Source organism: Amycolatopsis sp. NBC_00345, assembly GCF_036116635.1.
Classification (GTDB): domain Bacteria; phylum Actinomycetota; class Actinomycetes; order Mycobacteriales; family Pseudonocardiaceae; genus Amycolatopsis.
On sequence record NZ_CP107995.1, the window covers coordinates 12480 to 34152 of the forward strand.

The 21673-nt window shown below is 72.1% G+C and carries 22 protein-coding genes; 8 read left to right on the top strand and 14 right to left on the bottom strand.

Annotation, left to right across the window (positions count from 1 at the left end; genetic code table 11):
* The first annotated feature begins 80 nt into the window (after positions 1-80).
* Both OG943_RS00050 and OG943_RS00055 read left to right on the top strand, forming a co-directional pair.
* A complete protein-coding gene (locus tag OG943_RS00050) occupies positions 81-701 on the top strand; it encodes a TetR/AcrR family transcriptional regulator (protein WP_328607575.1) in 621 nt (206 codons plus the stop codon).
* A gap of 14 nt (positions 702-715) precedes the next feature.
* Positions 716-1648, top strand: coding sequence for an LLM class F420-dependent oxidoreductase (locus OG943_RS00055; protein ID WP_328607576.1), 933 nt, complete (start codon positions 716-718; stop codon positions 1646-1648).
* Positions 1649-1698: 50 nt separating this feature from the next.
* Here the strand turns inward: OG943_RS00055 and lipB are convergent, their stop codons facing one another.
* The 7 genes from lipB to lpdA all read right to left on the bottom strand — a co-directional run bounded on the left by lipB (position 1699) and on the right by lpdA (position 9502).
* Complete coding sequence (lipB, locus tag OG943_RS00060) at positions 1699-2442, bottom strand: lipoyl(octanoyl) transferase LipB (RefSeq protein WP_328607577.1); 744 nt, start codon at positions 2440-2442, stop codon at positions 1699-1701.
* A complete protein-coding gene (locus OG943_RS00065; protein WP_328607578.1) occupies positions 2439-3068 on the bottom strand; it encodes a phosphatase PAP2 family protein in 630 nt (209 codons plus the stop codon). Before OG943_RS00065 ends, lipB begins: the two co-directional genes overlap by 4 nt.
* A 625-nt stretch (positions 3069-3693) precedes the next feature.
* Positions 3694-4578 carry a TIGR01777 family oxidoreductase gene (locus OG943_RS00070; RefSeq protein WP_328607579.1) on the bottom strand — a complete coding sequence of 295 codons (885 nt, stop codon included), beginning with the start codon at positions 4576-4578 and terminating at the stop codon, positions 3694-3696.
* Positions 4579-4593: 15 nt separating this feature from the next.
* On the bottom strand, positions 4594-5088 hold the full coding sequence (locus OG943_RS00075; protein ID WP_328607580.1) for an ArsR/SmtB family transcription factor: 495 nt from the start codon (positions 5086-5088) through the stop codon (positions 4594-4596).
* Between the two features lie 5 nt (positions 5089-5093).
* Positions 5094-6203 carry a serine hydrolase gene (locus OG943_RS00080; protein WP_328607581.1) on the bottom strand — a complete coding sequence of 370 codons (1110 nt, stop codon included), beginning with the start codon at positions 6201-6203 and terminating at the stop codon, positions 5094-5096.
* A 118-nt stretch (positions 6204-6321) separates the two neighbouring features.
* A complete protein-coding gene (sucB, locus tag OG943_RS00085) occupies positions 6322-8073 on the bottom strand; it encodes a 2-oxoglutarate dehydrogenase, E2 component, dihydrolipoamide succinyltransferase (RefSeq protein WP_328607582.1) in 1752 nt (583 codons plus the stop codon).
* A 55-nt stretch (positions 8074-8128) separates the two neighbouring features.
* Positions 8129-9502, bottom strand: coding sequence for a dihydrolipoyl dehydrogenase (lpdA, locus tag OG943_RS00090; RefSeq protein ID WP_328607583.1), 1374 nt, complete (start codon positions 9500-9502; stop codon positions 8129-8131).
* Between the two features lie 193 nt (positions 9503-9695).
* Here lpdA and OG943_RS00095 point away from each other — a divergent pair, with 193 nt between their 5' ends.
* Positions 9696-10043 carry an oxidoreductase gene (locus OG943_RS00095; RefSeq protein WP_328607584.1) on the top strand — a complete coding sequence of 116 codons (348 nt, stop codon included), beginning with the start codon at positions 9696-9698 and terminating at the stop codon, positions 10041-10043.
* Positions 10044-10070: 27 nt separating this feature from the next.
* Here OG943_RS00095 and OG943_RS00100 read toward each other — a convergent pair whose 3' ends face one another.
* Both OG943_RS00100 and OG943_RS00105 read right to left on the bottom strand, forming a co-directional pair.
* Positions 10071-11054, bottom strand: a complete 984-nt coding sequence (locus tag OG943_RS00100; protein ID WP_328607585.1) for an SMI1/KNR4 family protein — start codon at positions 11052-11054, stop codon at positions 10071-10073.
* Between the two features lie 797 nt (positions 11055-11851).
* The gene (locus OG943_RS00105) at positions 11852-13354 is read right to left on the bottom strand and encodes a leucyl aminopeptidase (RefSeq protein WP_328607586.1); all 1503 of its coding nucleotides are present in this window, start codon (positions 13352-13354) and stop codon (positions 11852-11854) included.
* A gap of 102 nt (positions 13355-13456) precedes the next feature.
* On the opposite strand from OG943_RS00105, the gene OG943_RS00110 reads away from it, so the two are divergent.
* The gene (locus tag OG943_RS00110; RefSeq protein WP_328607587.1) at positions 13457-14314 is read left to right on the top strand and encodes a sulfatase; all 858 of its coding nucleotides are present in this window, start codon (positions 13457-13459) and stop codon (positions 14312-14314) included.
* Entirely contained in the window at positions 14307-14933 is a 627-nt protein-coding gene (locus OG943_RS00115; RefSeq protein ID WP_328607588.1) for a DUF402 domain-containing protein, read from the top strand. The genes OG943_RS00110 and OG943_RS00115 overlap by 8 nt, the downstream gene beginning before the upstream one ends.
* A 269-nt stretch (positions 14934-15202) precedes the next feature.
* Here OG943_RS00115 and OG943_RS00120 read toward each other — a convergent pair whose 3' ends face one another.
* Positions 15203-15496, bottom strand: a complete 294-nt coding sequence (locus tag OG943_RS00120) for a hypothetical protein (protein ID WP_328607589.1) — start codon at positions 15494-15496, stop codon at positions 15203-15205.
* Between the two features lie 277 nt (positions 15497-15773).
* Here OG943_RS00120 and OG943_RS00125 point away from each other — a divergent pair, with 277 nt between their 5' ends.
* Positions 15774-16877 carry a branched-chain amino acid aminotransferase gene (locus OG943_RS00125; RefSeq protein WP_328607590.1) on the top strand — a complete coding sequence of 368 codons (1104 nt, stop codon included), beginning with the start codon at positions 15774-15776 and terminating at the stop codon, positions 16875-16877.
* A gap of 175 nt (positions 16878-17052) precedes the next feature.
* Here OG943_RS00125 and cobT read toward each other — a convergent pair whose 3' ends face one another.
* Entirely contained in the window at positions 17053-18132 is a 1080-nt protein-coding gene (gene cobT, locus OG943_RS00130; protein ID WP_328607591.1) for a nicotinate-nucleotide--dimethylbenzimidazole phosphoribosyltransferase, read from the bottom strand.
* 170 nt (positions 18133-18302) lie between these two features.
* Between cobT and OG943_RS00135 the strand changes: the two genes are divergently transcribed.
* Entirely contained in the window at positions 18303-18971 is a 669-nt protein-coding gene (locus tag OG943_RS00135; RefSeq protein ID WP_328611946.1) for an IspD/TarI family cytidylyltransferase, read from the top strand.
* Here OG943_RS00135 and OG943_RS00140 read toward each other — a convergent pair whose 3' ends face one another.
* Together OG943_RS00140 and OG943_RS00145 are read right to left on the bottom strand one after the other, a co-directional pair.
* Complete coding sequence (locus OG943_RS00140) at positions 18972-19961, bottom strand: aldo/keto reductase family protein (protein ID WP_328607592.1); 990 nt, start codon at positions 19959-19961, stop codon at positions 18972-18974.
* A gap of 54 nt (positions 19962-20015) precedes the next feature.
* Positions 20016-20666: a DUF3043 domain-containing protein gene (locus tag OG943_RS00145; RefSeq protein WP_328607593.1), complete on the bottom strand. Its 651-nt coding sequence runs from the start codon at positions 20664-20666 to the stop codon at positions 20016-20018.
* Between the two features lie 145 nt (positions 20667-20811).
* Between OG943_RS00145 and OG943_RS00150 the strand changes: the two genes are divergently transcribed.
* Positions 20812-21189, top strand: coding sequence for a HesB/IscA family protein (locus tag OG943_RS00150; protein WP_328607594.1), 378 nt, complete (start codon positions 20812-20814; stop codon positions 21187-21189).
* A 168-nt stretch (positions 21190-21357) separates the two neighbouring features.
* On the opposite strand, the gene OG943_RS00155 is transcribed toward OG943_RS00150, so the two are convergent.
* Positions 21358-21543, bottom strand: coding sequence for a hypothetical protein (locus OG943_RS00155; RefSeq protein ID WP_328607595.1), 186 nt, complete (start codon positions 21541-21543; stop codon positions 21358-21360).
* Positions 21544-21673 lie beyond the last annotated feature (130 nt).

Consider the following 21673-nt stretch of genomic DNA (forward strand, 5'->3'; position numbering starts at 1 on the left):
TCCCGGTACGGACCTGACGGCACGAACATACCATGGGTATGAAGAGACTCCTCCGGCGTAAGGTTGTGAGCGTGCCGACAATGAGGTCCCGACGTCTCGACTATTCGGAGTCGACCCGCTCCGCGCTGGTCGACAGCGCGGTCGAGCTGTTCACCAAGCGCGGATACGCGGGTACCTCGCTCGACGAGGTCGCCAAACGCGCCCGCGTCACCAAAGGCGCGCTTTACCACCATTTCAGCGGAAAGCAGGCGTTGTTCGAAGCCGCTTTCGACTCGGTGGAAAGCCTGGTCTACGACCGGCTCGAGAAGATCATGACCGGCCCCGGCACGCCGTGGGAACGGGTGCTCGGCGGGCTGAACACGTTCATCAGGAGCTGCCTCGACCCGGCGTACCAGCGGATCGCCATCCACGAGGCGCCGGTGGTGATGGGCTGGGAGCGCTGGCGCGAGGCCGAGGAGCAGTGCAGCTTCGGCCTGGTCCGCTCGGGCCTGCAGTCCCTTGTGGACGCAGGCGAGGTCGAGCCGGTGCCCGTGGAGGTGACCGCGCGGCTGCTGTTCGGCGCGCTTTCCAGCGCGGCCACGGAAATCGCCAGCGCGGCCGACCCGAAGAAGGTCAGCGGCGAGATCCAGGACGTCATCGTGCGCATGCTGCTGCGGATCCGGCAGCCCGGCGACACCGGAGAGCAGCCCGCCGCGAGCTGATTAGGCTGGCGGCCATGGACTTGAGGATCTTCACAGAGCCCCAGCAGGGCGCCACCTACGACGACCTGCTGCGCGTGGCCAAGACGACCGAGGCCGCCGGCTACGACGCCTTCTTCCGCAGCGACCACTACCTGGCGATGGGCGACGGCGACGGGCTGCCCGGCCCCACCGACGCGTGGATCACCCTGGCCGGCCTGGCCCGCGAGACGAGCCGGGTGCGGCTGGGCACACTGGTCACCGCCGCCACGTTCCGGCACCCGGGCCCGCTCGCGATCGCCATCGCGCAGGTGGACCAGATGTCCGGCGGCCGGATCGAGTTCGGCCTCGGCTCGGGCTGGTTCGACGCCGAGCACACCGCGTACGGCCTGATGCTGCCGCCGCTCAAGGAGCGCTTCGACCTCTACGCCGAGCAGCTGGAGATCATCACCGGGCTGTGGAAGACGCCGGTGGGGGCGAAGTACTCGTTCTCCGGCAAGAACTACACCCTCGTGGACTCGCCCGCGCTGCCGAAGCCCGCGCAGTCGCCCGCGCCGCCCGTGATCATCGGTGGCGGCGGCAAGAAGCGGACGCCGGAGCTGGCGGCGCGCTTCGCCGACGAGTTCAACCTGCCGTTCGCCGACCAGGAGACGGTGTCCGCGCAGTTCGCCCGCGTCGACGCCGCGGCCGAGGCGATCGGGCGTGACCCGAAGTCGATCCTGCGCTCGGTCGCGCTGACCGCGGCGATCGGCCGCGACGACGCCGAGGTGGCACGACGGGCCGAGGCCATCGGCCGCGACCTCGGCCAGCTGCGCGCCGACGGACTGGCCGGGACGGCCGCCGAGGTCGTCGACCGGATCGGGGAGTGGCGGGAGAAGACCGGCATCACCCGGCTGTACCTGCAGGTGCTGGACCTCGCCGACCTCGACCACATCGAGTTCATCGCGGCCGAGGTCGCGTCCCAGCTGTAAGCCCCTCGTGAGTGGCTATGACGGTTCTAACCGGCATAGCCACTCACGAGTCAGTTCTGCAGGGCGAAGGTGACGCCGGGGGCCGTTGGGGCCTCCGGGCGCGGCAGCCAGCGGTCGTCGTTCACCGGCAGCTCGCCTTCGAGGGCGGCCAGCACGGTCTCGCGCGCCATCGGCAGCACCTCCTCGACGGTGACGTCGCGCTCCAGCTCGGCGGAGAGCGACGTGACGCCGGCGTCGCGGATGCCGCACGGCACGATCGCGTCGAAGGCGGACAGGTCGGCGTTGCAGTTCAGCTCGAAGCCGTGCATCGTGACGCCGCGCTGCACGCGGATGCCGATGGCGGCGATCTTGCGCTCGATACCGCGGTCGTCGGCCGGGATCCACACGCCGCTGCGGCCTTCGACGCGGCCGGTGCGCACACCGAGCCGCTCGCACACCACGATCAGAGCCTCCTCGAGGCGCCGCACGTAATGCATGACGTCGATGGGGTCGGCGAGCTTGAGGATCGGGTAGCCGACGAGCTGGCCCGGCCCGTGCCAGGTGATCTTTCCGCCGCGGTCGACGTCGATCACCGGGGTGCCGTCAGTGGGCCGGTCGCTGGGCTCGGTGCGCTTGCCGGCCGTGTACACCGAGGGGTGCTCCAGCAGCAGCAACGTGTCCGGGCCCGCGTCGTCGGCGCGCGCGGAGAGGACCTCGCGCTGCAGGTCCCAGGCCTCGGGGTACGCGATCGTGCCGAGCTCCCGGACGTCGACGGGCTCGCTGGCGATACGGCAGGAAGGGCTCGAAGAACTCACCCGTCGAGGCTACGCCCGTCGCGGCCGGGAAAGGGCAGGAGCCGGAGTGCGCTCGCTGACACCAGCCCGACGCCGAGCACCGCCAGCGTCGCGCCGACGGTGTCCGTCACCCAGTGCACCCCCAGCACGATCCGGCAGACGGCCGCGAGCACGGTGGCCCCCGCGCCGGCCGCGATCGTTCTCCTGATCAGCCGCGGCGCGAGCCACGCCACGAGCAGCACCGCCACCAACGCGGCCGACGCGACGGACACGACGTGCCCGCTCGGGTAGCTGAGGTCCGGGTACTCGCGCGGGCGCTGGCGCAGGAAAACGGGCTTGAACACCACGCTCGTCAACCGGCACAACACGAGCACGGCCGCGAGCTTCAGACACAGCGGCAGGCGCGCGCGGTCGCGCAGCGCGAGTGCGACGAGCGCCACGCCGAGCACGATGGGGAGGACGGGGCCGAGCACGTTCGTGACCACCCCGGCGACCAGCCCCGCGGGCTGGGAATCCTGCCCGCGCAACGCATTCGCCACGGCCTGGTCCAGTTTCAGCGGCTGCCGGTCGACCGTGAGGCCGAGCCCGAGGAAAGCGGCCAGGAGGACGACGCCGGTCACCAGCCAGCGGATCCGGGGGATGGTCATGACATGACCGGCCGATGTGGTGGCCGGGCTGGGGTTGGAGGGGTGGCGGCGTGGGGTGAGGTGTGGGGTGGCAAGGCTGTGGGTGAGAGAGCGGTGGGTGAGGCGAGCTGGGTCGAGGAGGTTCGTGATGGGGAGGACGTTTGTGGCGGGCAGAGCGAGGTTCGGGGATTGTGCGGCGACGGCTTGGGTCGGCATGCCCGCGAGCCGAGCGGGTTGGTCTGGGGTTTGGGCGCGGCGAGGTGAGGGCGGTGGTGGCTGGTTTGGGGTTTGTGGGCGGAGGTTCGGGGGTGGCGCGAGCGAGCTTGAGGTGCGGGTGAGGAGGGGCGCGGGCAGGTCTCCGGTTTGTGCGCGGAGGGGTGGAGCCCACGTGGCCAAACCTGGAGCCCGGGTGAGGAGAAGCGGGGACTGCGCGGGGAAGTCCGAGGCCCGTGCATCGAGGGCCTGCGCGACCAAGTCCGGGACCCGTGCACTAGGGGCGGGGAACATGGCTGGGAGCAGGAGTGCGGCCGGCCGCGGGAGCGGGAACAGGACCGGGAGTGGGCGCAGGAGTGGGACCGGGAACAGAGCCGGGAGTGGAGCCGGGCACAAGAACGGGACCGGGCGCAGGCGAGGGAGCGGGACGTGATCACGTCGCCGCGGCCAGGGCGCTCTCCAGGGTCTCGTGGCGGAAGGTGTAGCCCGCGCGTTCCAGCTCGCGTGGGACGGCGCGCTGGCCGAACAGCGCCATCTCCTCCGCGGCCTGCCCGAGGGCCAGCTTCAGGGCGATCCCGGGCGCCCACCACGGCGCCGGGCGGTGGACGGCGCGGCCCAGGGCGCGGGTGAACTCCGTGTTGCTCACCGGGGCCGGGCCGGTCAGGTTGACCGGGCCGGCGAGGTCGTCGTGGGTCAGGGCGTGGACCAGGGCGCCGACCTGGTCGTCGAGGGAGATCCACGACATGAACTGGCGGCCGTCGCCGAGGCGGGCGCCCAGCGCGAGCTTGAAGAGCGGGCGCAGCAGGTCCATCAGGCCGCCCTTGCGGGACAGCACCAGGCCCGTCCGCACCGACACCACGCGGGTCCCGGCCGCGGTGGCCGGGGCGGTCGCCGACTCCCACGCCGTGCACAGCTCGGCCAGGAAACCCTGGCCGGCCGGGGAAGTCTCGTCGACGACCGTCGAACCGGCGTTCCCGTAGTAGCCGACGGCGGAGCCGTTCACCAGCACCCCGACGCCGTGCTCGGCGACGGCCTCGGCCAGTACCTCGGTGGGCTCCACCCGGCTGTCGAGCAGTACCTGCTTGCGCATCGCGCTCCAGCGGCCCGGCAGCAGCGGCGCGCCGCACAGGTTCACGACCGCGTCTACGCCGGTGAAGGCGCCTTCGTCGATCCGGGCGGACGGCGGGTCCCAGCCGCGCTCGTCGGCCGCCCGCGCTTCGCGCCGTACCAGCCGGAGGACGTCGTGGCCGGACGTCCGCAGCCGGACGGCCAGCGCCGTGCCGATGAGCCCGCCGGAGCCCGCGATGAGTACCCGCATGCCTGTGATCGTGTCCTATCCGTTCTGGTTCCGCACGCCCGGTCGCAGCTGGCCGGCGACGTCCGCCGCCGCCGTCAGCAGCACCAGCGCGGGGATGGTGGCGGCCGGGCGCAGCCGATAGCTGCCACGGCGGTCCTGCTCCACCAGCCCGGCGCCGGTGAGCGCCTTGAGATGGTGGTACAGCTGGCCCGGCGAGCCCAGCTCGGCCGCCTCCTGCAGGGCCGCGCCGGTCTGCGCGCCGCCCTGCGCCAGCGCGCGCACGAGTGCGATCCGCACCGGGTTGGCCAGCGCGGCCAGCACCTCGACCCGCGGGCCGTCGGGCAGCGCCAGCACGGCGGGCGCCGCCAGCCGGATGGTCCAGCTCAGCTCGCCCGGCTCGGTCAGCTCGCCGTGGTAGCCGACGACGCCCCCGGGAATGTCCGGAATGGACTCCTCCGGCCGCCCCTCGAGCGCGGCCACCCGCCGTTCCAGCGCCGCGAGACGCTCGGCCAGGTCGGGATCGTCGGTCATGGGACTCAGTGTCCCAGCGCGCGCTCCAGCCCGGTGAAGCCGCCCGGCGTGGCGAGGTAACTGATCGACGCCTCGATCAGCGGGCCGGTGTTGGCGAAGTCCACATCGGACACGTTTTCGAGCATCAGCACGCAGGTGCCGGTGCGCCCGGGCGCGAGTAGGTCCAGCCCGATGGTGATCACCCCGGGCAGGCTGCCGCCCTTGAACAGCAACGAGTCCGCGCCCGGCGGCACCGCGCCCGGCAGGCTGGACGCGAGGACGTCGCGGGCCAGCGCCGCGGCCTTCCCACCGCCGGTGGCGAGCGCGCGGTGCATCGAGAACAGGTCGGCCGCCGGTGCGCGGCCGGTGTGTGCGACCCATTCGCGCGTCCACTCCGGCGTCGGCGGGTGCGAGAAGATCTGGGGCAGCACCCGGTTGCGGAACTCCGTGTCACGGGCGAACCGGTCCGACAACGCGTTGCCGAGGGCCCGGCGCACCGGCACCGGCGTGCCCGGCGGCGGGGCGTACTCGGGGAAGATCCACATCAGCGTCTCGCCGCCGAACATGCGCACGTCCGGGTTCGGCCAGCCGCCCTTCGCGGCGGCGGCGCGCAGAGCCGGGCCGCCGAGGCGGGCGTGCAGGTAGTCGGCCGCGGCGTTGTCACTGGACAGGATCATCGCCTCGGCCAGCTTCTGCAGCGGCACCCGCTGTTCCGGGTCCTTCGCGACGCCGTACTCGTCGCACGGGACGCCCAGCTGGGTCAGCGCGGTGTGATGGGACCCCGCGCCGATGATGCCGTCGCCGACGTAGGGATGGCGGGCGTCCCAGTCGCCCAGCCGGATGGGCTCGTCCGGGTCGAGCCGGCCCGCGGCCACCGCCGCGGTGTAGGCAGCGAGGTGCACGACCTTGATCGCGGACCCCACCACGCGGGAGTCGCCAGGCCGGTGCCGGAGCCGGCGGCCGGTGCCGTAATCCGCGACCACGGACACGTCGGCGCGGTGCGCGGCGAGCCACGCGAGCCAGCCTTCGGGCGTCGAGGTGTCCGGTGGCGCGGAGGCGCGCGCGGTCGCGGGCAGTAGGAGAGCGGCCGAGCCGGCGGCGGCCACGGTGGTCAGCAGGCTTCGTCGGGTGAGCATGACGCCACGATACTCTGGAACTCCGTAATTCCGGAATAGTGGAATATGCGGAAACGGCGAAGGCCGCCGCACCCGTGGGGGGAGCGCGGCGGCCTTCGCTGCGGGAACTGCCGGGGCCTTACAGACCCAGCTCGTCCTCGAAGTTGCCCTCTTCCAGACGCTGCTTGATCGTGGTCAGGAAACGGCCGGCGTCCGCGCCGTCGACCAGGCGGTGGTCGTAGGTCAGCGGCAGGAACACCATCGAGCGGACGGCGATCGTGTCGTTGCCCTCGGCGTCGGCCACCACGACCGGGCGCTTCACGACGGCGCCGGTCCCGAGCATGCCGGACTGCGGCTGCACGATGATCGGCGTGTCGAACAGGGCGCCGTTGCTGCCGATGTTCGTGACGGTGAAGGTGCCGCCCGACAGCTCGTCCGGCTTGATCTGCCCGGCGCGCGCCCGGCCCGCCAGGTCGGCGATGCGGTGCGCGAGACCGGCCAGGCTCAGCTCACCCGCGTCGTGGATGACCACCGAGAGCAGGCCCTTGTCGGTGTCCACCGCGATGCCCAGGTGCACGGCGCCGTGGTAGGTGATCTCCTTCGTGTCCTCGTTGTAGGACGCGTTGACGTTCGGGTGCTGCTTGAGCGCCTCGACCGTCGCCTTGGCGAAGAACGGCAGGAACGTCAGGTTGACGCCCTCGCGCTCCTTGAACGCCGCCTTCGCGCGCTGGCGCAGCTTGGCGACCTTGGTGACGTCGACCTCGTGCACCTGCGTGAGCTGCGCGGAGACCTGCAGCGACTCGCGGGTCTTCGACGCCGTGATCTGCCGGATCCGGCTCGCCTTCTGGACGGTGCCGCGCAGGGCGGCGATGTCCGGCGAGACGGAGGCGGCACGCGGAGCCGACGGCGCGGCCGCCGGCTTGGCCGGGGCCGCCGGGGCGGCAGCGGCGGGCGCCGAGGCAGCCGCCTTCTGCTTGGCCTCGGCCGCGGCGAGCACGTCCTGCTTGCGGATCCGGCCGCCGACGCCGCTGCCGGTCAGGCCGGCGAGGTCGATGTCGTGCTCCGAGGCGAGCTTGCGCACCAACGGGGTCACGTACGGGCCGTCGGCCGAGCCGTTGTCCGAAGTGGACGCGGCGGGCTGCGGCGTGGGCTCCGGCTTCGGCTCGGGCTTGGCCTGCTGGACTGGCTCAGGCTTGGCCTGCTGGACCGGCGCGGGCGTCGGTTCCGGCTTGGGCTCGGGCTTGGGTTCGGGGGCCGCCGCGGGCTTCGGCGCCGCGTTGGCGTCACCGATCACGGCGAGCACCCCGCCGACCTCGACGGTCTCGTCCTCGCCCGCGCGGATCTCCAGCACAGTGCCGGCGACCGGGGACGGGACCTCGGTGTCGACCTTGTCCGTGGAGATCTCCAGCAGCGGCTCGTCGACCTCGACCGAGTCGCCGACCTGCTTCAGCCAGCGGGTGACGGTGCCCTCGGTGACGCTCTCGCCCAGCTCGGGCAGCTTCACCTCGGTGCCTTCACCACCGGCAGCGGGCGCGGTGTCCGGCTGCGACGGGGCCTCGGCCTTGGCCGGCTCGGGAGCCGCCTCCGGCTCCGGCTGCTTCTCTTCCACAGGCGCCGCGGCGGGCGCCGACGAGGACTCGGGGACGCCGCCGGTGCCGTCGTCGATCACGGCGAGTTCCGCGCCGACCTCGACGGTCTCGTCCTCCTGGGCACTGATCTTCACAACCGTGCCGGCGACCGGCGACGGGACCTCGGTGTCGACCTTGTCCGTGGAGATCTCCAGCAACGGCTCGTCGACCTCGACGGTGTCGCCCTCCTGCTTCAACCACCGGGTGACGGTGCCTTCGGTGACGCTCTCACCGAGCTCCGGCAACGTGACGGAGTAGGCCATCGTTCGCTGACTCCCTTGATCTGTAAAACGTGGTGTGGATTCTGCCGGTGAGACGTCAGCTGTGCACGTGCAGCGGCTTGCCCGCGAGGGCAAGGAACGCTTCACCGAGGGCCTCGGTCTGGGTGGGGTGCGCGTGGATCAGCGGGGCGACGTCCTCCGGGAACGCCTCCCAGCTGTAGATCAGCTGCGCTTCGCCGATCAGCTCGCCGACGCGGTCGCCGACCATGTGCACACCGACGACGGGGCCGTCGGGGGCCTTCACCAGCTTCACCCCACCGGAGGTCTTGAGGATCTGGCTCTTGCCGTTGCCGCCGAGGTCGTAGGTGAACGTGGTGACGTCCGCCCCGTACTTCTCCTTGGCCTGGGATTCGGTGAGGCCGACGGAGGCGACCTCGGGGTGGGAGTAGGTGACCCGCGGGATGCCGCTCTCGTCGATCACGCGCGGGCTCAGCCCGGCGATCTCCTCCGCGACGAAGATGCCCTGCTGGAAGCCGCGGTGGGCGAGCTGCAGGCCGGGGACGATGTCGCCGACGGCGTAGACGTTCGGCAGGTTCGTGCGTAGGCGGTCGTCGGTGAGCACGAAACCGCGCTCGATCTTGACGCCGGCCTCCTCGTAGCCGTGCCCGGCCGAGTTCGGGCCGCGGCCGACGGCGACCAGCAGCAGGTCCGCGTCGATGGTTTCGCCGGACTCCAGCGAAACGCTCACGCTGTTGTCGTCCTGCTTCGCGCCGGTGAACCGCACACCGGTCTTGAAGGTGATCTTGCGACGGCGGAACGCGCGTTCGAGCTGCTTGGAAGCGAACTCGTCCTCGTTCGGCACGAGCCGCGGCAGCGCCTCGACCACGGTGACGTCGACGCCGAAGGAGGCCCACACGCTGGCGAACTCCACGCCGATCACGCCGCCGCCCAGCACCACGACCTTCTTGGGCACGTAGTCCAGCGAAAGCGCCTGCTCGCTGGCGATGATCCGGCCGCCGAGCTCGAGGCCGGGCAGCGTGCGGGAGTAGGAGCCCGTGGCGAGGATGACGTTCTTGCCCGTGTGGCGGGTGCCGTCGACCTCGACGGTGGTGCCGCCGACGAACGTGCCGGAGCCCTCGACCAGGTTGACCTTGTGGGCCTTGGCCAGGCCCTGCAGCCCCTTGTAGAGCCGGGAGACGATGCCGTCCTTGTACTTGTTGACACCGGCGATGTCGATGCCTTCGAAGACGGCCTTGACGCCGACGGACTCGGCCTCACGGGTCTCGTCGGCGACCTCGGCGGCGTGGAGCAGGGCCTTGGTCGGGATGCAGCCTCGGTGGAGGCAGGTCCCGCCCAGCTTGTCCTTCTCGATCAGCGTGACGGAAAGGCCCAGCTCGGCCGCGCGGAACGCCGCGGCGTAGCCGCCCGATCCGCCTCCCAGGATCACAAGGTCGGCGGAGGTGTCGGTCACTTCAATAACTCCTCGGCAAGCGGTAGGGGTGAAGCTCTGTTGCCGCCCGGCGCGGTATAAACGCGCGCGCGACAAGGCCATCTTGTCACTACGTTGATCCGGCCTGCGACCTAGCCGGGCCAAGGCGGCCTTTGCGACACCGACCACACCATGGCCCGGGAATAATGGGTGTAAGACACGAGCAGGAAGAGAGGTGGTCGGAGTGGGGATCTTCGACTCGCTGCGCCGGCGCGGCCGCGGCGGCAGACCGGGCACGACGCGCAAGGCCAGCTCGGAGGACACCCGGCACCTGGAGGAATGGGCCGCGACCCGGCGCGGGGTGGAGGCCTTTGTGGAACCGAAGACGAACGTCACGGAGGCCACCGTGGTCCTGGTCGCGCATGACGGCGAGTGGACCCGGCGCCGCATCGGCGGCCTCGAGTCGGCCCAGCAGTTCGGGCACCGGCGGTCCATCCCGGTGTACGAAGTGGCCCGGGTCGGTTACCCCAAGCGCATGCGCGAGTACACCGAGCGAAAGAAGCGTGGCCAGGCGCCTGGGTGAGGTTCGTCACCCAGCGTCAGGCCGGGGTCAGCCGGCGGCCTCCAGCAGCCGCAGGTGGTGCTCCAGCAGCGCACGGAACGTCGGGTGCGGGGTGCTGCCGAACACCGCGTCGACCTCGATCGCCCGCCACTGGCCGCCGGTTGCGGTGAGCAGCACCACGGCGGGCTCGGCGACGATCACCACCGGGCCGTCCGCACGGAGTTCGCGCGCGGGCAGCAGACGGGGGAAAACGACGTCCGCGGGCAGCCCATCGGCGGTCCGTAGGAACTCTCGGTAGTCGGCGGGCAACGGAGTGCCCAGTCGCGCTTCGGCTGCCGCGACCTCGCTTTCGGACGCCGGGGCGGGCGCCTGCTGGCCGCGTAGCCGCAGGATCGCGGCGACCAGCTCGGGCCAGCTGCCGGCGTCGGTGGGGTAGCGCTCGCGCAAGGCGGCGACGAGCGCCGCGGCGCACTGCTCCGGCCACTCGGGGCCGAGCCCGAGCGGGTCGGCGCCGGCCACGAGCCGCGCAGCGAGCGGGCGGGTCGCGCCGAGGGTTGCGACGTCCGGACTCGGATGGCCGGCGACGAGCGCGGCCCACCCTTCGAGGTCGCCCTCGGCGAGCGTTGTGCGAACCGGGTCGGCCCGGCCCGGCGCGAGCCCGGCGACGACGCCCGCGATGGGCGAGCCGTCGAAGACCCCTTCCAAGTCGGACACGCGACGGGTCAACAGCGCCTGGTGCGTCCGTTCTTCGGCGTCGAGGTCCAAAGGCGACAGTGCGTCCGCCCACTGTGGACGGACGCCGCGCGCCTCGAACAGCATCGCCCAGGCCCGCGCGCGCACGGCGTCGTCCGCCAGCCGCGTGACGGGCCGCTCGGTGACCTGCTGCCAATGTGCGACGAGCCGGTCGGCCTGCCCAGGTGCGCCCGCGGTGGCGAGCAGGAGCGCGGCGTGACCGACCCGCCGGTCGACGGTCGCCTCGTCGCCGGTGAGGACGTCGCGGACCGCCGCTTCGAGGTACTCGTCACGCTCCATGGGCGCGAGGGTGCCATAGATGTGGAGGGGTGCCTTGTCTGCCGGGTGAGGGGCGGTTGGTCGGCTGGTGGCAGCGCGGTTCGCGGTAGCCATTCGCGGTGGGCGGATTGGCCGCCGGATTGGCGGGTGGCGCGCTGGCGGGGGAAGGATCGTCCACCGTTGCCCGCTTGGCTCGTCACGCCGAACAGCCGGTCGCCGGTGGCCGGTTCCGAAGACCCGGGCGGCTTCGAAAACGTGACCCGTCCGGTCCTGGTGAGGACCCTATGGTGCAAATACTCCAGTTGTAGTGGTCTGGGAGACCACTACAACTGGAGTATTTGAGGCGTAGGGTCGCCGCCCTCGACGGTGGCCTCCGGGTTGCGGGTTGCGGCCCGGTCCGGCGGTGAGGGGACGGGTGGCGTCGCGATGGTGCGGGTGCTGCGCCCGGCGCCCGGCGCCCGGAGCCGGAGCCGGAGCCGGAGCTAGGGCCGGAGCTAGGGCCGGAGCACGAGGGCCAAAACCGGAGCCGGAGCCGGAATCAGTGGGCCGAAGCCGGAACCGGAGCTGATGCCCGGAGCTGAAACCCGAGGCTGAAGCCGAAGTTCGAAGCACAAGCGGGAGCCGAAATCCGAGAGCGGAGCCGGAAACCAGGGCCGGAAACTAAGGCCGGAACCCAGGGCCTGGCGCTGCCCGATCGGCTCCACCAATCCCGGCAAAGCTGCCGCCCCCGAACAAGTCGGGCCGGAGCGATCACCACCAGACGGCGAAAGCCCCCTCGCAGCGTGGCGAGGGGGCCTCCGGCGTCGGAATGAAGCAGGTCAGCCCTGGTCGGCGATGTCCGCCAGCACCGCGGCGAGAGTGCGGACCGGGACGCCGGTGCCGCCCTTGCCGGTGTAGCCCCAGGGGCTGCCGGTGTGGAACGCCGGGCCCGCGACGTCGATGTGCGCCCACGGCAGGCCCTCGGCCACGAACTCGCGCAGGAAGATGCCGGCGGCGAGCATGCCGCCCCAGCGGTGGCCGGGGACGTTGGCCAGGTCGGCCAGGCGGGAGTCCAGGTCGGCGCGCAGCTCGTCGGGCAGCGGCATCGCCCAGCCGCCCTCGCCGGTGGCCTGCATGATGCCCGCGACGCGGTCGCGGAACTCGTCGGAGCCCATCACGCCCGCGGTGCGGCTGCCGAGCGCCACGACCTGGGCGCCGGTGAGCGTGGAGGTCTCGATCAGGTAGTCCGGGCTCTCCTCGGCGGCGCGCACGATCGCGTCGGCCAGGACCAGGCGGCCCTCGGCGTCGGTGTTGAGCACCTCGACGGTCTTGCCGCCGTACATGGTCAGCACGTCGCCCGGGCGGTACGAGGTGCCCGAGGGCAGGTTCTCCGCCAGCGGGATGTGCGCGGTCACCTCGAGCGGGTACTTGAGCTTCGCGGCCAGCACCACGGCGGCGAGCACGGCGGCGGCGCCGGACATGTCGGAGGTCATGTGGTCCATGCCCGCGGCGGGCTTGATCGAGATGCCGCCCGAGTCGAACGTGATGCCCTTGCCGACCAGCGCGACCTTCTTGGCCGCCTTCGCCGGCTTGTAGCCCACGCGCAGCAGACGCGGCGGGCGCGAGGAGCCGCCGCCGACGCCGAGGATGCCGCCGAAGCCCTTGCGCTTGAGTGCCTTCTCGTCGAGCACCTCGAAGTCGAGGCCGCCAGCCTCGGCGAGCTTCTTCGCGCGGTCGGCGAAGGAGGCCGGGAACAGGTCGTTCGGCGGGGTGTTGATCAGGTCGCGGGCGATGATCACGGACTCGGCGATGGCGGTCGCGGCCTTGAGCGTCGCCTTGTGCTCGCGCGCGGCGCCGTCCTCCGGGCTGACGAAGTCGGCCTTGGCCAGCGGGCCGTCGCCCTTTTCGGAGCGGTACTCGGTGAAGGCGTACGCGCCGAGCGCGGTGCCCTCGACAGCGGCCTGCAGGTCGAGCGCGGAGAGCGTGACGAACGCGCGCTCGGTCCCGGCCAGCGCCCGGCCGGCGGCACCGGCGGCGCGGCGGACCTGCTCGGCGGTGACGGCGCCGTCCTTCGGCTTGCCGAGGCCCACGGCCAGCACCACGGAAGCCGGGAGCTTGCCCAGCGTCGGCACCTTGACGACCTCTTCGGCCTTGCCGCTCGCGCCGAGGGCGGCGAGCACCTCGGCGAGTTTGCCGTCGAACGCGGCGTCGGCGATGCCGGCGCCGACGGCCAGCGTCGGGCCGTCTTCGCCCTGCAGGGTGCCGATCACCACCACGTCGGCGCGGGTCTTGGCCAGTGCCGCCTCGCTGTTGTCGGAGAGGGCAAGCTTCGGCACGGTCACTTCTGGCTCCTCGCGCGTTCACGGTGGTACCGGGCGGCGCGCCCGGACGGATCGTGAGCCATGCTAATGACACGGGTGGCCGGGCGTCGGAAGGGGACCATCGTGCGTCTCGGGGGTGGGCTCCTCGTCGTGCTCGCGGTGGGGGCCGCCGGCGCCGGTTACTGGGTGCTCGCGGGGGTCGTGCTCGCCGCGGTGGCCGCGGTTTTCGCCACCCGGCTGCCTGCGCCCGGCGACACCCGGGCCGAGCGGTACGTCGGCGGTTTCGCCCGGCTGGCGCTGGTAGTGGTGTACGGGATCGTGTTCGGCGACTACGTGGTGCCCGCCGCTCCGGCGCCTGCCGCGGCGGGGCTCGTCCTGGTGGTCGCGGCCGCCGATCTGGCCGGACTCCGGCTGCCGGCGGCGCTGCGACGCTGGTTGACCGTGGTGCTGCTGGTCGCTGCGGCGGTGCTTGTGGTGCTGTGCTCGGTGATCGCGCCGGTAGCGGCCGCCGGCGGGATCGGCTCGCCGGACGTCGCCGGGATCGTGGTGGCGGCGCTGGTCGTGCTGCCGTTCTTGCTGCCGGCGGCGGGGGACCGCGCGCTGGGCCGGACGGTCACGCTCGGCGGGGTCGCGGTGCTGGTGACGCTCGTCGCGCTGGTGCAGCTCGGGCCGATCCGGCTGGGCCTGTCCGCGACGTCCTTTCGCGACCTGCTCTACGCCGCGGACGCCGGCCAGCTGCAGCCGTTGCTCACCGTGGTCGTGGTGCTCGCGACGGTCCCCGCCGCGCTGACCACGTTCACCGACGCGCGTGAGCGCTTCGCGCCGGAAGGCGGCCTGCCCGGGGCGGCCGGCGGGATCGTCGGCGCGGGCGTGGCGCTGATCGTTACGCCGTACGTGGCGCTGCTCGCGGCCGGTTTCGGCACGGTCGCCGAACTGGTGCTGCGGGCGCGCGGGCGCCGCTACCGTGACGCGCATGAGTGATTACCGCTGGGAGCCGGGGCAGACCGTCGTCGAGCGGTTCCTGCGGCCCGACGGCAGCATCGGCCAGCACCACCCGTTGCGCGTGGTTTCCGACGACGGCCGGGTGCTGTTCGGCTGGCTCCCGATGGGCACGCCGATCGTCGGCAGCCGGCTCGCCGACGGCCGCAAGATGCACGAGGCGCCGCTCGAGGAGCGCTTCCGGATCCCGCGCGTGCGGGTGGCCGACTCCTGGCACGGCACGTCCACGCTGCGGATGATCGCCGAGGACGAGTGGTCGTCGGTGTGGTGGTTCTTCGGGCCGGACGGCACCTTCCGCGAGTGGTACGTCAACCTCGAGCTGCCGATGGGCCGCACCGCCGCCGGGCCGGACCGGATCGACGGGGTGCTGGACGTCGTGGTCACCCCGGACGGCGGCTGGCGCTGGGAGGACGAGGACGAGGCCGGGGAGGCCGTCGTCGCCGGGCGGCTCACCGCCGAGCAGCTGGACCGGCTGCGCGCGGAGGGGGAGCGGCTCGCCGGGCTGGCCGAGCGCGGGGCGTTCCCGTTCGACGGCACGCACACGGACTTCCGGCCGGACCCGGCGTGGCCCGCGCCGGAGTTGCCCGACGGGCTGCGCTGAATCTTGGGCGGCTGAGTCTCAGGTGGCGTTGACTCAGGCGGTGCTGACCCGGGTGGCTGAGTCTTGGGCGGCTGAGTCTCAGGTGGCGCCGACTCAGGCGCTGACCTGGGCGGCTGAAACTCGGGTAGCCGGGCCTCGGGTGGAGATGACTGAGGCGGCGCTGACCCAGACGGCTGAGTCTTGGCGGCGCTGGCCCCGGTGGCTGGATCTCACGCGGCACTGACCCAGGTGACTGGATCTCGGGCGGCGCTGAGCCAGGTGTCTGAGCCTCAGGCAGCGGTGAGCAGCAGGATCCCGGCCAGCACGACGTTGACCACCAGCAGGATGATCACCGAGCGGGTGGGCAGGTCCGTGGCGAACACCTTGCCGTGCAGGCTGCGCCACCAGTAGATGCCGAAGCCGGCTGCGACGAGGCCGAGGACGAAGCCGAAGCCGCTGCTCAGCAGCGCCCAGCCGACCATGCCGAGCAGGCCGGCGCCGAAGGTCAGCAGGACCGCCGTGCCGAAGGTCTTCAGGTCGGTGCTGAACCCGGGCTTGGCCGGCAGTGCGGGGTGTGAGGTCACGTGGCCATCCTAGTGGCGTCGCGCCGAGGGTGCGGCGTCGCGCCGCTGGTGCCGTGGTCATGGGGGCGTGCGGCGTCGCGCTGCTGGTGCCGTGGTCATGGGGAGCGTGCGGCGTCGCGCCGCTGGTGCGGTGGTCATGGGGGCGTGCGGCGTCGCGCTGCTGGTGCGGTGGTCGCGGGGAGGGTGCGGCGTCACGCTGTGGGCGCGAGGGTATGCGGCGTGTGAAATAGGCGGTCTTCCGACTAACGCGCCTCCGACCAAGCGCTATCGTCTAACCATGACGATAGCGACGCAGTTCACCCATGTCCCGAACTCGAGCCCCGCGAGCCCGGAACGCGTCGCCGAGGTACTCGCCAATCCCGGGTTCGGGACCTACTTCACCGATTACATGGTGACGGTGAAGTGGAACGCGGCACAGGGCTGGCACGACGCGACGGTGGGCCCGTACGCGCCGTTCTCCCTCGACCCGGCCACGTCCGTGCTGCACTACGGCCAGGCGATCTTCGAGGGGCTCAAGGCCTACCGCCAGCCGGACGGCACCATCGCCGCGTTCCGGCCCGACGCCAACGCCGAGCGTTTCCAGGACTCCGCCGAGCGGCTCGCGATGCCGAAGCTGCCGGTGGAGATCTTCGTCGACTCGCTGCGTGAGCTGATCGCCGTGGACGAGCGCTGGGTGCCCACGAAACAGGGCGAATCCCTTTACCTGCGCCCATTCATGATCTCCACCGAGACGGGCCTTGGCGTCAATCGGCCGGCCGGTGAGTACGTGTTCGCGGTGATCGCCTCGCCCGCCGGGTCGTACTTCAGCGGTGGCGTGAAGCCGGTGAGCGTGTGGCTGTCCACGGAGTACGTGCGCGCGGCGCCTGGCGGTACCGGGTTCGCGAAGTGCGCCGGCAACTACGCGGCGTCGTTCGTGGCGCAGGCGCAGGCCGTGGAGAAGGGCTGTGACCAGGTGGTGTGGCTCGACGCCGTCGAGCGCCGCTGGGTCGAGGAGATGGGCGGGATGAACCTGTTCTTCGTCTTCGGCTCGGGCGACGACGCCCGCGTGGTGACGCCGGAGCTGACCGGTTCGCTGCTGCCGGGCGTCACGCGCAAGTCGCTGCTGCAGCTCGCGCAGAGCATGGGCCACGCCGTCGAGGAGCGCCGGATCTCCACCGAGGAGTGGGAGAAGGCGGCCGCCTCGGGTGAGCTGACCGAGGTCTTCGCCTGCGGCACCGCGGCGGTCATCACGCCGGTCGGGCACGTCAAGCACGCGGGCGGCGAGTTCTCTGTCTCGGGCGGCGAGCCGGGCAAGCTGACGATGAAGCTGCGTGAGGAGCTGGTCGGCATCCAGGAGGGCACCCGCCCGGCCCCGGAGGGCTGGATGCTGCCGCTGCGCTGACCGGCGCCGACGGAACCGGACAACGGCGAAAGGGCCGCTCGTGACTTGTCGCGAGCGGCCCTTTCGCTTCGGATCAGGTGGCCGGGACGACGGCCGGGTTCAGCCGCGCCCCACAGCCGCGTGCGTTCGTGAGCGGTTCAGCCGCGCCCGCGGCCGGTTCCGTTCGTGAGCCGGTTCAGGAGGCCTCGACCGGGACGAGCGGGCCGGAGACGCCGGACTGCTCGTGGGTGGTCATCTCGGCCAGTACGCGGGCCGCCATCATCAGCAGGGGCAGGGCGGTGACGGCGCCGGTCCCCTCGCCGAGGCGGACGTCGAGGTCCAGCAGGCCGCCGAGGTCGAGGTGCTCCAGGGCCAGCGCGTGCGCGGGCTCGCCGGTCAGCTGGCCGGACATCCACCAGCGGCGCGCGCCGGGCGCGAGCTCTTCGGCCACCATCGCGGCGGCGCAGACGACGAGGCCGTCGAGCACCACGGGCGTGCGGCGGACCGCCGCCTGTGCCAGGAAACCCGCCATCGCGGCGATGTCGGCGCCCGAGGAGGTGCGGAGCAGCGCCACCGGATCGGCGAGGACCGCGCGGGCGCGGCGGAGCGCGTCGCGGACCGCGGCGGCCTTGCGCATCCACGCGTTGTCATCGATGCCGGAGCCGCGGCCGACCACGGCCACCGGCTCGCTGCCGGTCAGCGCGGCGACCAGCACGGACGCCGGGGTGCTGTTGCCGATCCCCAGGTCGCCCGCGATGAGCAGGTCGGCGCCGCCGTCCACCTCGCTGTCGGCGATCGCGATGCCGGCGCGCACGGCGGCGCGGACCTCGTCGTCGGTGAGGGCGTCCTCGACGTCGATCGAGCCCGAGCCGCGGCGGACCTTGAACTCGCCGATCGACCGCATGGCCGACTCCCCGGTGTCCACGGCCATGTCGACCACACGCACGCTGGCGCCGGCCGCGGCCGCGAGCACGTTGATCGCCGCGCCGCCGGTGAGCATGGTGCCGACGAGCTGCGAGGTCACCTCGGCGGGGTAGGCCGAGACGCCCTTCCTCGCGATCCCGTGGTCACCCGCGAACACGACCACCCGCGGCCGAGTGAACGGCCGCGGCGGCGCCTGCCCCTGACAGGCCGAGATCCACACGCCCAGCTCTTCCAGCCGGCCGAGCGAGCCGGCCGGTTTCACGAGCTTGTCGTGCAGCGCGATCGCCGCCGACCGGGCCTGGTCGCTGGGCGGCTCGATCTCGCTGAACTCGATGCTGGTGTCCGCGTCCACGCCAGGCCTTTCTCTCACCGGGGTACCCGTTCGCAAACCTACCGGCCGCCGCGGGAAAACCTCCGGCGCCCACCGTGGATCTCCTCGGCCCAGCCGGTGCTCCTCGGCTGCACGCCGGCGCCCGCGGCCCAGTAGGGTCGCGCGACGTGCGGGAAACGACTGCGGCCGGGGTGGTGCTGGCCAGTGGCGCCGGCACCCGCGTCGGCGCCGAGCTGAACAAGGTGTACCTGCCCGTCGCGGGGCGGCGGGTGGTGGCGTGGTCGCTGGCGGCATTCGCCGCGGTGGCCGACGTCGGCGTGCTCGTGCTGGTCATCCGGCCGCAGGACGCCGAGCTGGCCGGCGAGGTGCTGGCCGCGCATCCCGGGCCGGTCGAGATCGTGCACGGCGGGGCGACGCGGCAGGCTTCGGAGCTGAACGCCCTGCGCCACCTCGCCCCGCGGATCGCGGACGGCAGCGTGGACGCCGTGCTGCTGCACGACGCCGCCCGGCCGCTGGCCTCGCCCGAGCTGATCGGCGACGTGCTCGCCCGGACGCGGGAGCACGGGGGAGCGGTGCCGGGCGTGGCCGCCGACGACGTGGTCGCGGTGACCGGCGACGAGACGGTGTCGGCACGGGTCCCGGGTGCCATCCGCGTCCAGACCCCTCAGGGCTTCCGCGCCCGGCCGCTGCTCGCGGCGTACGAACAAGCCGAGGCCGAGGGCTTCCTCGGCACCGACACGGCCTCGTGCATGGAGCGGTTCTCCGCGCTGCCGGTGCGCTGGGTGCCCGGCGGCGCGGAGAACCTGAAGATCACCTACCCGCACGACCTGCTGGTGGCCGAGCGGCTGCTGAGCCGCTGATCAGGGGCTGCGGGTCAGCGAGGCGTCGCGTTCGACGACGTCTTCGAGGGCCTCGTCGATCGCGGTGAGCAGCTCCGGCTCCAGCTTCACCCCGGCCGCCTTGACGTTCTCGTGCACCTGCTCGGGGCGGGACGCGCCGATGATCGCCGAGGCGACGTTCGGGTTCTGCAGCACCCATGCCACGGCCAGCTGCGCCATGCTCAGCCCGGCTTCGGCCGCCAGCGGCTCGAGCTTGGCGACGGCGGTGAGCGTCTTGTCGTTCAGGAAGCCCTTGACCGTGTTCGCGCCGCCGTTCTCGTCGGTCGCGCGCGAGCCCGCGGGCAGCGGCTGCCCGGCCTTGTACTTGCCGGTGAGCACGCCCTGCGCGATCGGCGACCAGACGATCTGGCTCAGCCCCTCGCGCTCGGACGCCGGCACCACCTGCGACTCGATCACGCGCCACAGCATCGAGTATTGCGGCTGGTTCGAGACGAACGGGACCTTCAGCTCACGGGCCAGCTCCGCGCCCCGGGTGATCTGTTCGGCGGTCCACTCCGAGACGCCGACGTAGAGCACCTTGCCCTGGCGCACCAGGTCGGCGAAGGCGAGCATCGTCTCTTCCAGCGGCACGCTCCGGTCGAACCGGTGCGCCTGGTAGAGGTCGAGGTAGTCGGTGCCGAGCCGCTGGAGCGACGCGTTCGCCGACTCCAGGATGTGCTTGCGGGAGAGGCCCTTGTCGTTCGGCCCCTTCGGACCGGTGGGCCAGAAGACCTTGGTGAAGATCTCCAGGCTCTCCCGGCGCTGCCCCTGCAAGCCACGGCCGAGCACGGACTCCGCAGCGGTGTTGGCGTAGACGTCGGCGGTGTCGAACGTGGTGATGCCCGCCTCGAGCGCCGCCTTGATGCAGGCCTGGGCCTGTTCCTCCTCGACCTGGGAACCATGCGTGAGCCAGTTGCCGTAGGAGATCTCACTGATGTTGAGGCCGCTGCGGCCAAGTCGTCGGAACTCCATGGCGCACAGCCTAGGCGAAGTTGTTCGCTTCGCTAACGAACCCTGCCCCGAACGTCAGCTCGGGATCGGCTGGCCCGGCTTGAGGCGGGGCTTCGGCACACGCAGCTTGCGGATCTGGCTCGCCCGGACGAACGCGTACCAGCCGAGGCCGCGCACGCCCACCGCCTCCTTCGGGAAGCGCTCGCGCGCCAGCCTGCCGATGCGGCGGCCGTTCACCACGCCCTCGACGGCCATCACGAGCAGCATCGCCATGCAGACCAGGGTGATGTACTGCTGCGCCGCGGGCACCGGGATCAGCAGCGCCACGAAGACCAGGATCGCCAGCGGCATGAACAGGCCCAGGATGTTGCGCCGGGAGTCCACGAGGTCGCGCACGTAGGCCTTGACCGGGCCGCGGTCGCGGGCGGGCAGGTACTTCTCGTCGCCGGCCATCATCCGGGCGCGGGACTCGCGCGCGGCGCTGCGGCGCTCCTCCTTGAGCTGCGGGTTCGCCTTGCGCAGCTCCTTGTTGCGCTTCATCGCCTCACGCATGCTGGTGGGCGGCGGCGCGACGGGTCCCCGCTTCTTCGCCTCGGCTTCCCGCCGCTTCGGCGTCGCCCGGCCCTTGCCCGGCGTGTACGACGCCTTGCCGGTGGCGGCATCGATTTCGATGGCGTCGCCGTCGTCGGCGGCGGTGTCTGTGGTGCTTCGGCGCAGGAACCTCACCTCGCCAGGGTATTGCAGGCGTCACGGCGTTGTTCACCAGGTGCGTTGGATGTGCGACGATGCAGGGGGAACAGATCGGGCGCGGCTCGCGTTGGAAATTGCGCACGAGTAGTACCCGCACCGAGTTCGACCAAGAGGGAGTGCCATGACGACCGCTGAGCAGACCGGCGCGACGCAGGCCGAGGCCGCCGAGGAGACCCACGGCGTCACGTTGACCGACACCGCGGCGACCAAGGCGAAGGCCCTGCTCGAGCAGGAGGGCCGCGACGACATGCACCTGCGCATCGCCGTCCAGCCCGGCGGCTGCGCGGGCCTGCGCTACCAGCTGTTCTTCGACGAGCGCAAGCTCGACGGCGACCTCTTCCGTGACTTCGACGGTCTGCAGGTGGCGGTCGACCGGATGAGCGCGCCGTACGTGACGGACGCGGTGATCGACTTCGTCGACACCATCGAGAAGCAGGGCTTCACCATCGACAACCCGAACGCCACCGGGTCCTGCGCCTGCGGCGACAGCTTCCACTGAGCCCTGGGCTCGGCAGAACGCGGAACATGAAGAGGGCCCCGGCCGGTGACGGCGGGGGCCCTCTTCATGTGCTGGGTGGGTCCGGCTGGCGCGCTGTCTTCCTGTTGCGCGTTGCCCGGGCTCCGGGCTGGTCAGACGTTGCGGGGCTGGTCAGACGTGCGGGGCCGGTCAGACGTAGGCGTCGAGGTCCGCGACCTGCGCGTGGCAGGCGTCGTCGACGGTCCACGGCGTGGCCGTCTCCCGCGGGAGCGGCAGGTTCCCGGCGCCGGGCTTTTCGACCTGGAGCGCGGGCGGGATGTGGGCGCAGTCGGCGATCAGCTCGCCGAGGGTTTCCGGTTCGGTGGTGACGTTCACGTCGCCGACGCTATTGACCATGATTCGAGGGGGAAAGCGGTACCAGCCGGTAGTGTCGGTCGAGGCGCGGGAACTACCCGTACGGGGCATGACCCGCGGGTAACTTCGCGTGAGTTCGAGCACACCAGAG

What these genes read in the sequence shown, in the direction of transcription:
- OG943_RS00075 (WP_328607580.1), bottom strand. Translation starts at nt 5,088, where the DNA reads ATGACCGACGATCCCGACCTGGCCGAGCGTCTCGCGGCGCTGGAACGG.
- OG943_RS00150 (WP_328607594.1), top strand. Translation starts at nt 20,812, where the DNA reads ATGACGACCGCTGAGCAGACCGGCGCGACGCAGGCCGAGGCCGCCGAG.
- OG943_RS00070 (WP_328607579.1), bottom strand. Translation starts at nt 4,578, where the DNA reads ATGCGGGTACTCATCGCGGGCTCCGGCGGGCTCATCGGCACGGCGCTG.
- OG943_RS00115 (WP_328607588.1), top strand. Translation starts at nt 14,307, where the DNA reads ATGAGTGATTACCGCTGGGAGCCGGGGCAGACCGTCGTCGAGCGGTTC.
- sucB (WP_328607582.1), bottom strand. Translation starts at nt 8,073, where the DNA reads ATGGCCTACTCCGTCACGTTGCCGGAGCTCGGTGAGAGCGTCACCGAA.
- OG943_RS00100 (WP_328607585.1), bottom strand. Translation starts at nt 11,054, where the DNA reads ATGGAGCGTGACGAGTACCTCGAAGCGGCGGTCCGCGACGTCCTCACC.
- OG943_RS00125 (WP_328607590.1), top strand. Translation starts at nt 15,774, where the DNA reads ATGACGATAGCGACGCAGTTCACCCATGTCCCGAACTCGAGCCCCGCG.
- OG943_RS00065 (WP_328607578.1), bottom strand. Translation starts at nt 3,068, where the DNA reads ATGACCATCCCCCGGATCCGCTGGCTGGTGACCGGCGTCGTCCTCCTG.
- OG943_RS00050 (WP_328607575.1), top strand. Translation starts at nt 81, where the DNA reads ATGAGGTCCCGACGTCTCGACTATTCGGAGTCGACCCGCTCCGCGCTG.
- OG943_RS00080 (WP_328607581.1), bottom strand. Translation starts at nt 6,203, where the DNA reads ATGCTCACCCGACGAAGCCTGCTGACCACCGTGGCCGCCGCCGGCTCG.
- OG943_RS00055 (WP_328607576.1), top strand. Translation starts at nt 716, where the DNA reads ATGGACTTGAGGATCTTCACAGAGCCCCAGCAGGGCGCCACCTACGAC.
- OG943_RS00140 (WP_328607592.1), bottom strand. Translation starts at nt 19,961, where the DNA reads ATGGAGTTCCGACGACTTGGCCGCAGCGGCCTCAACATCAGTGAGATC.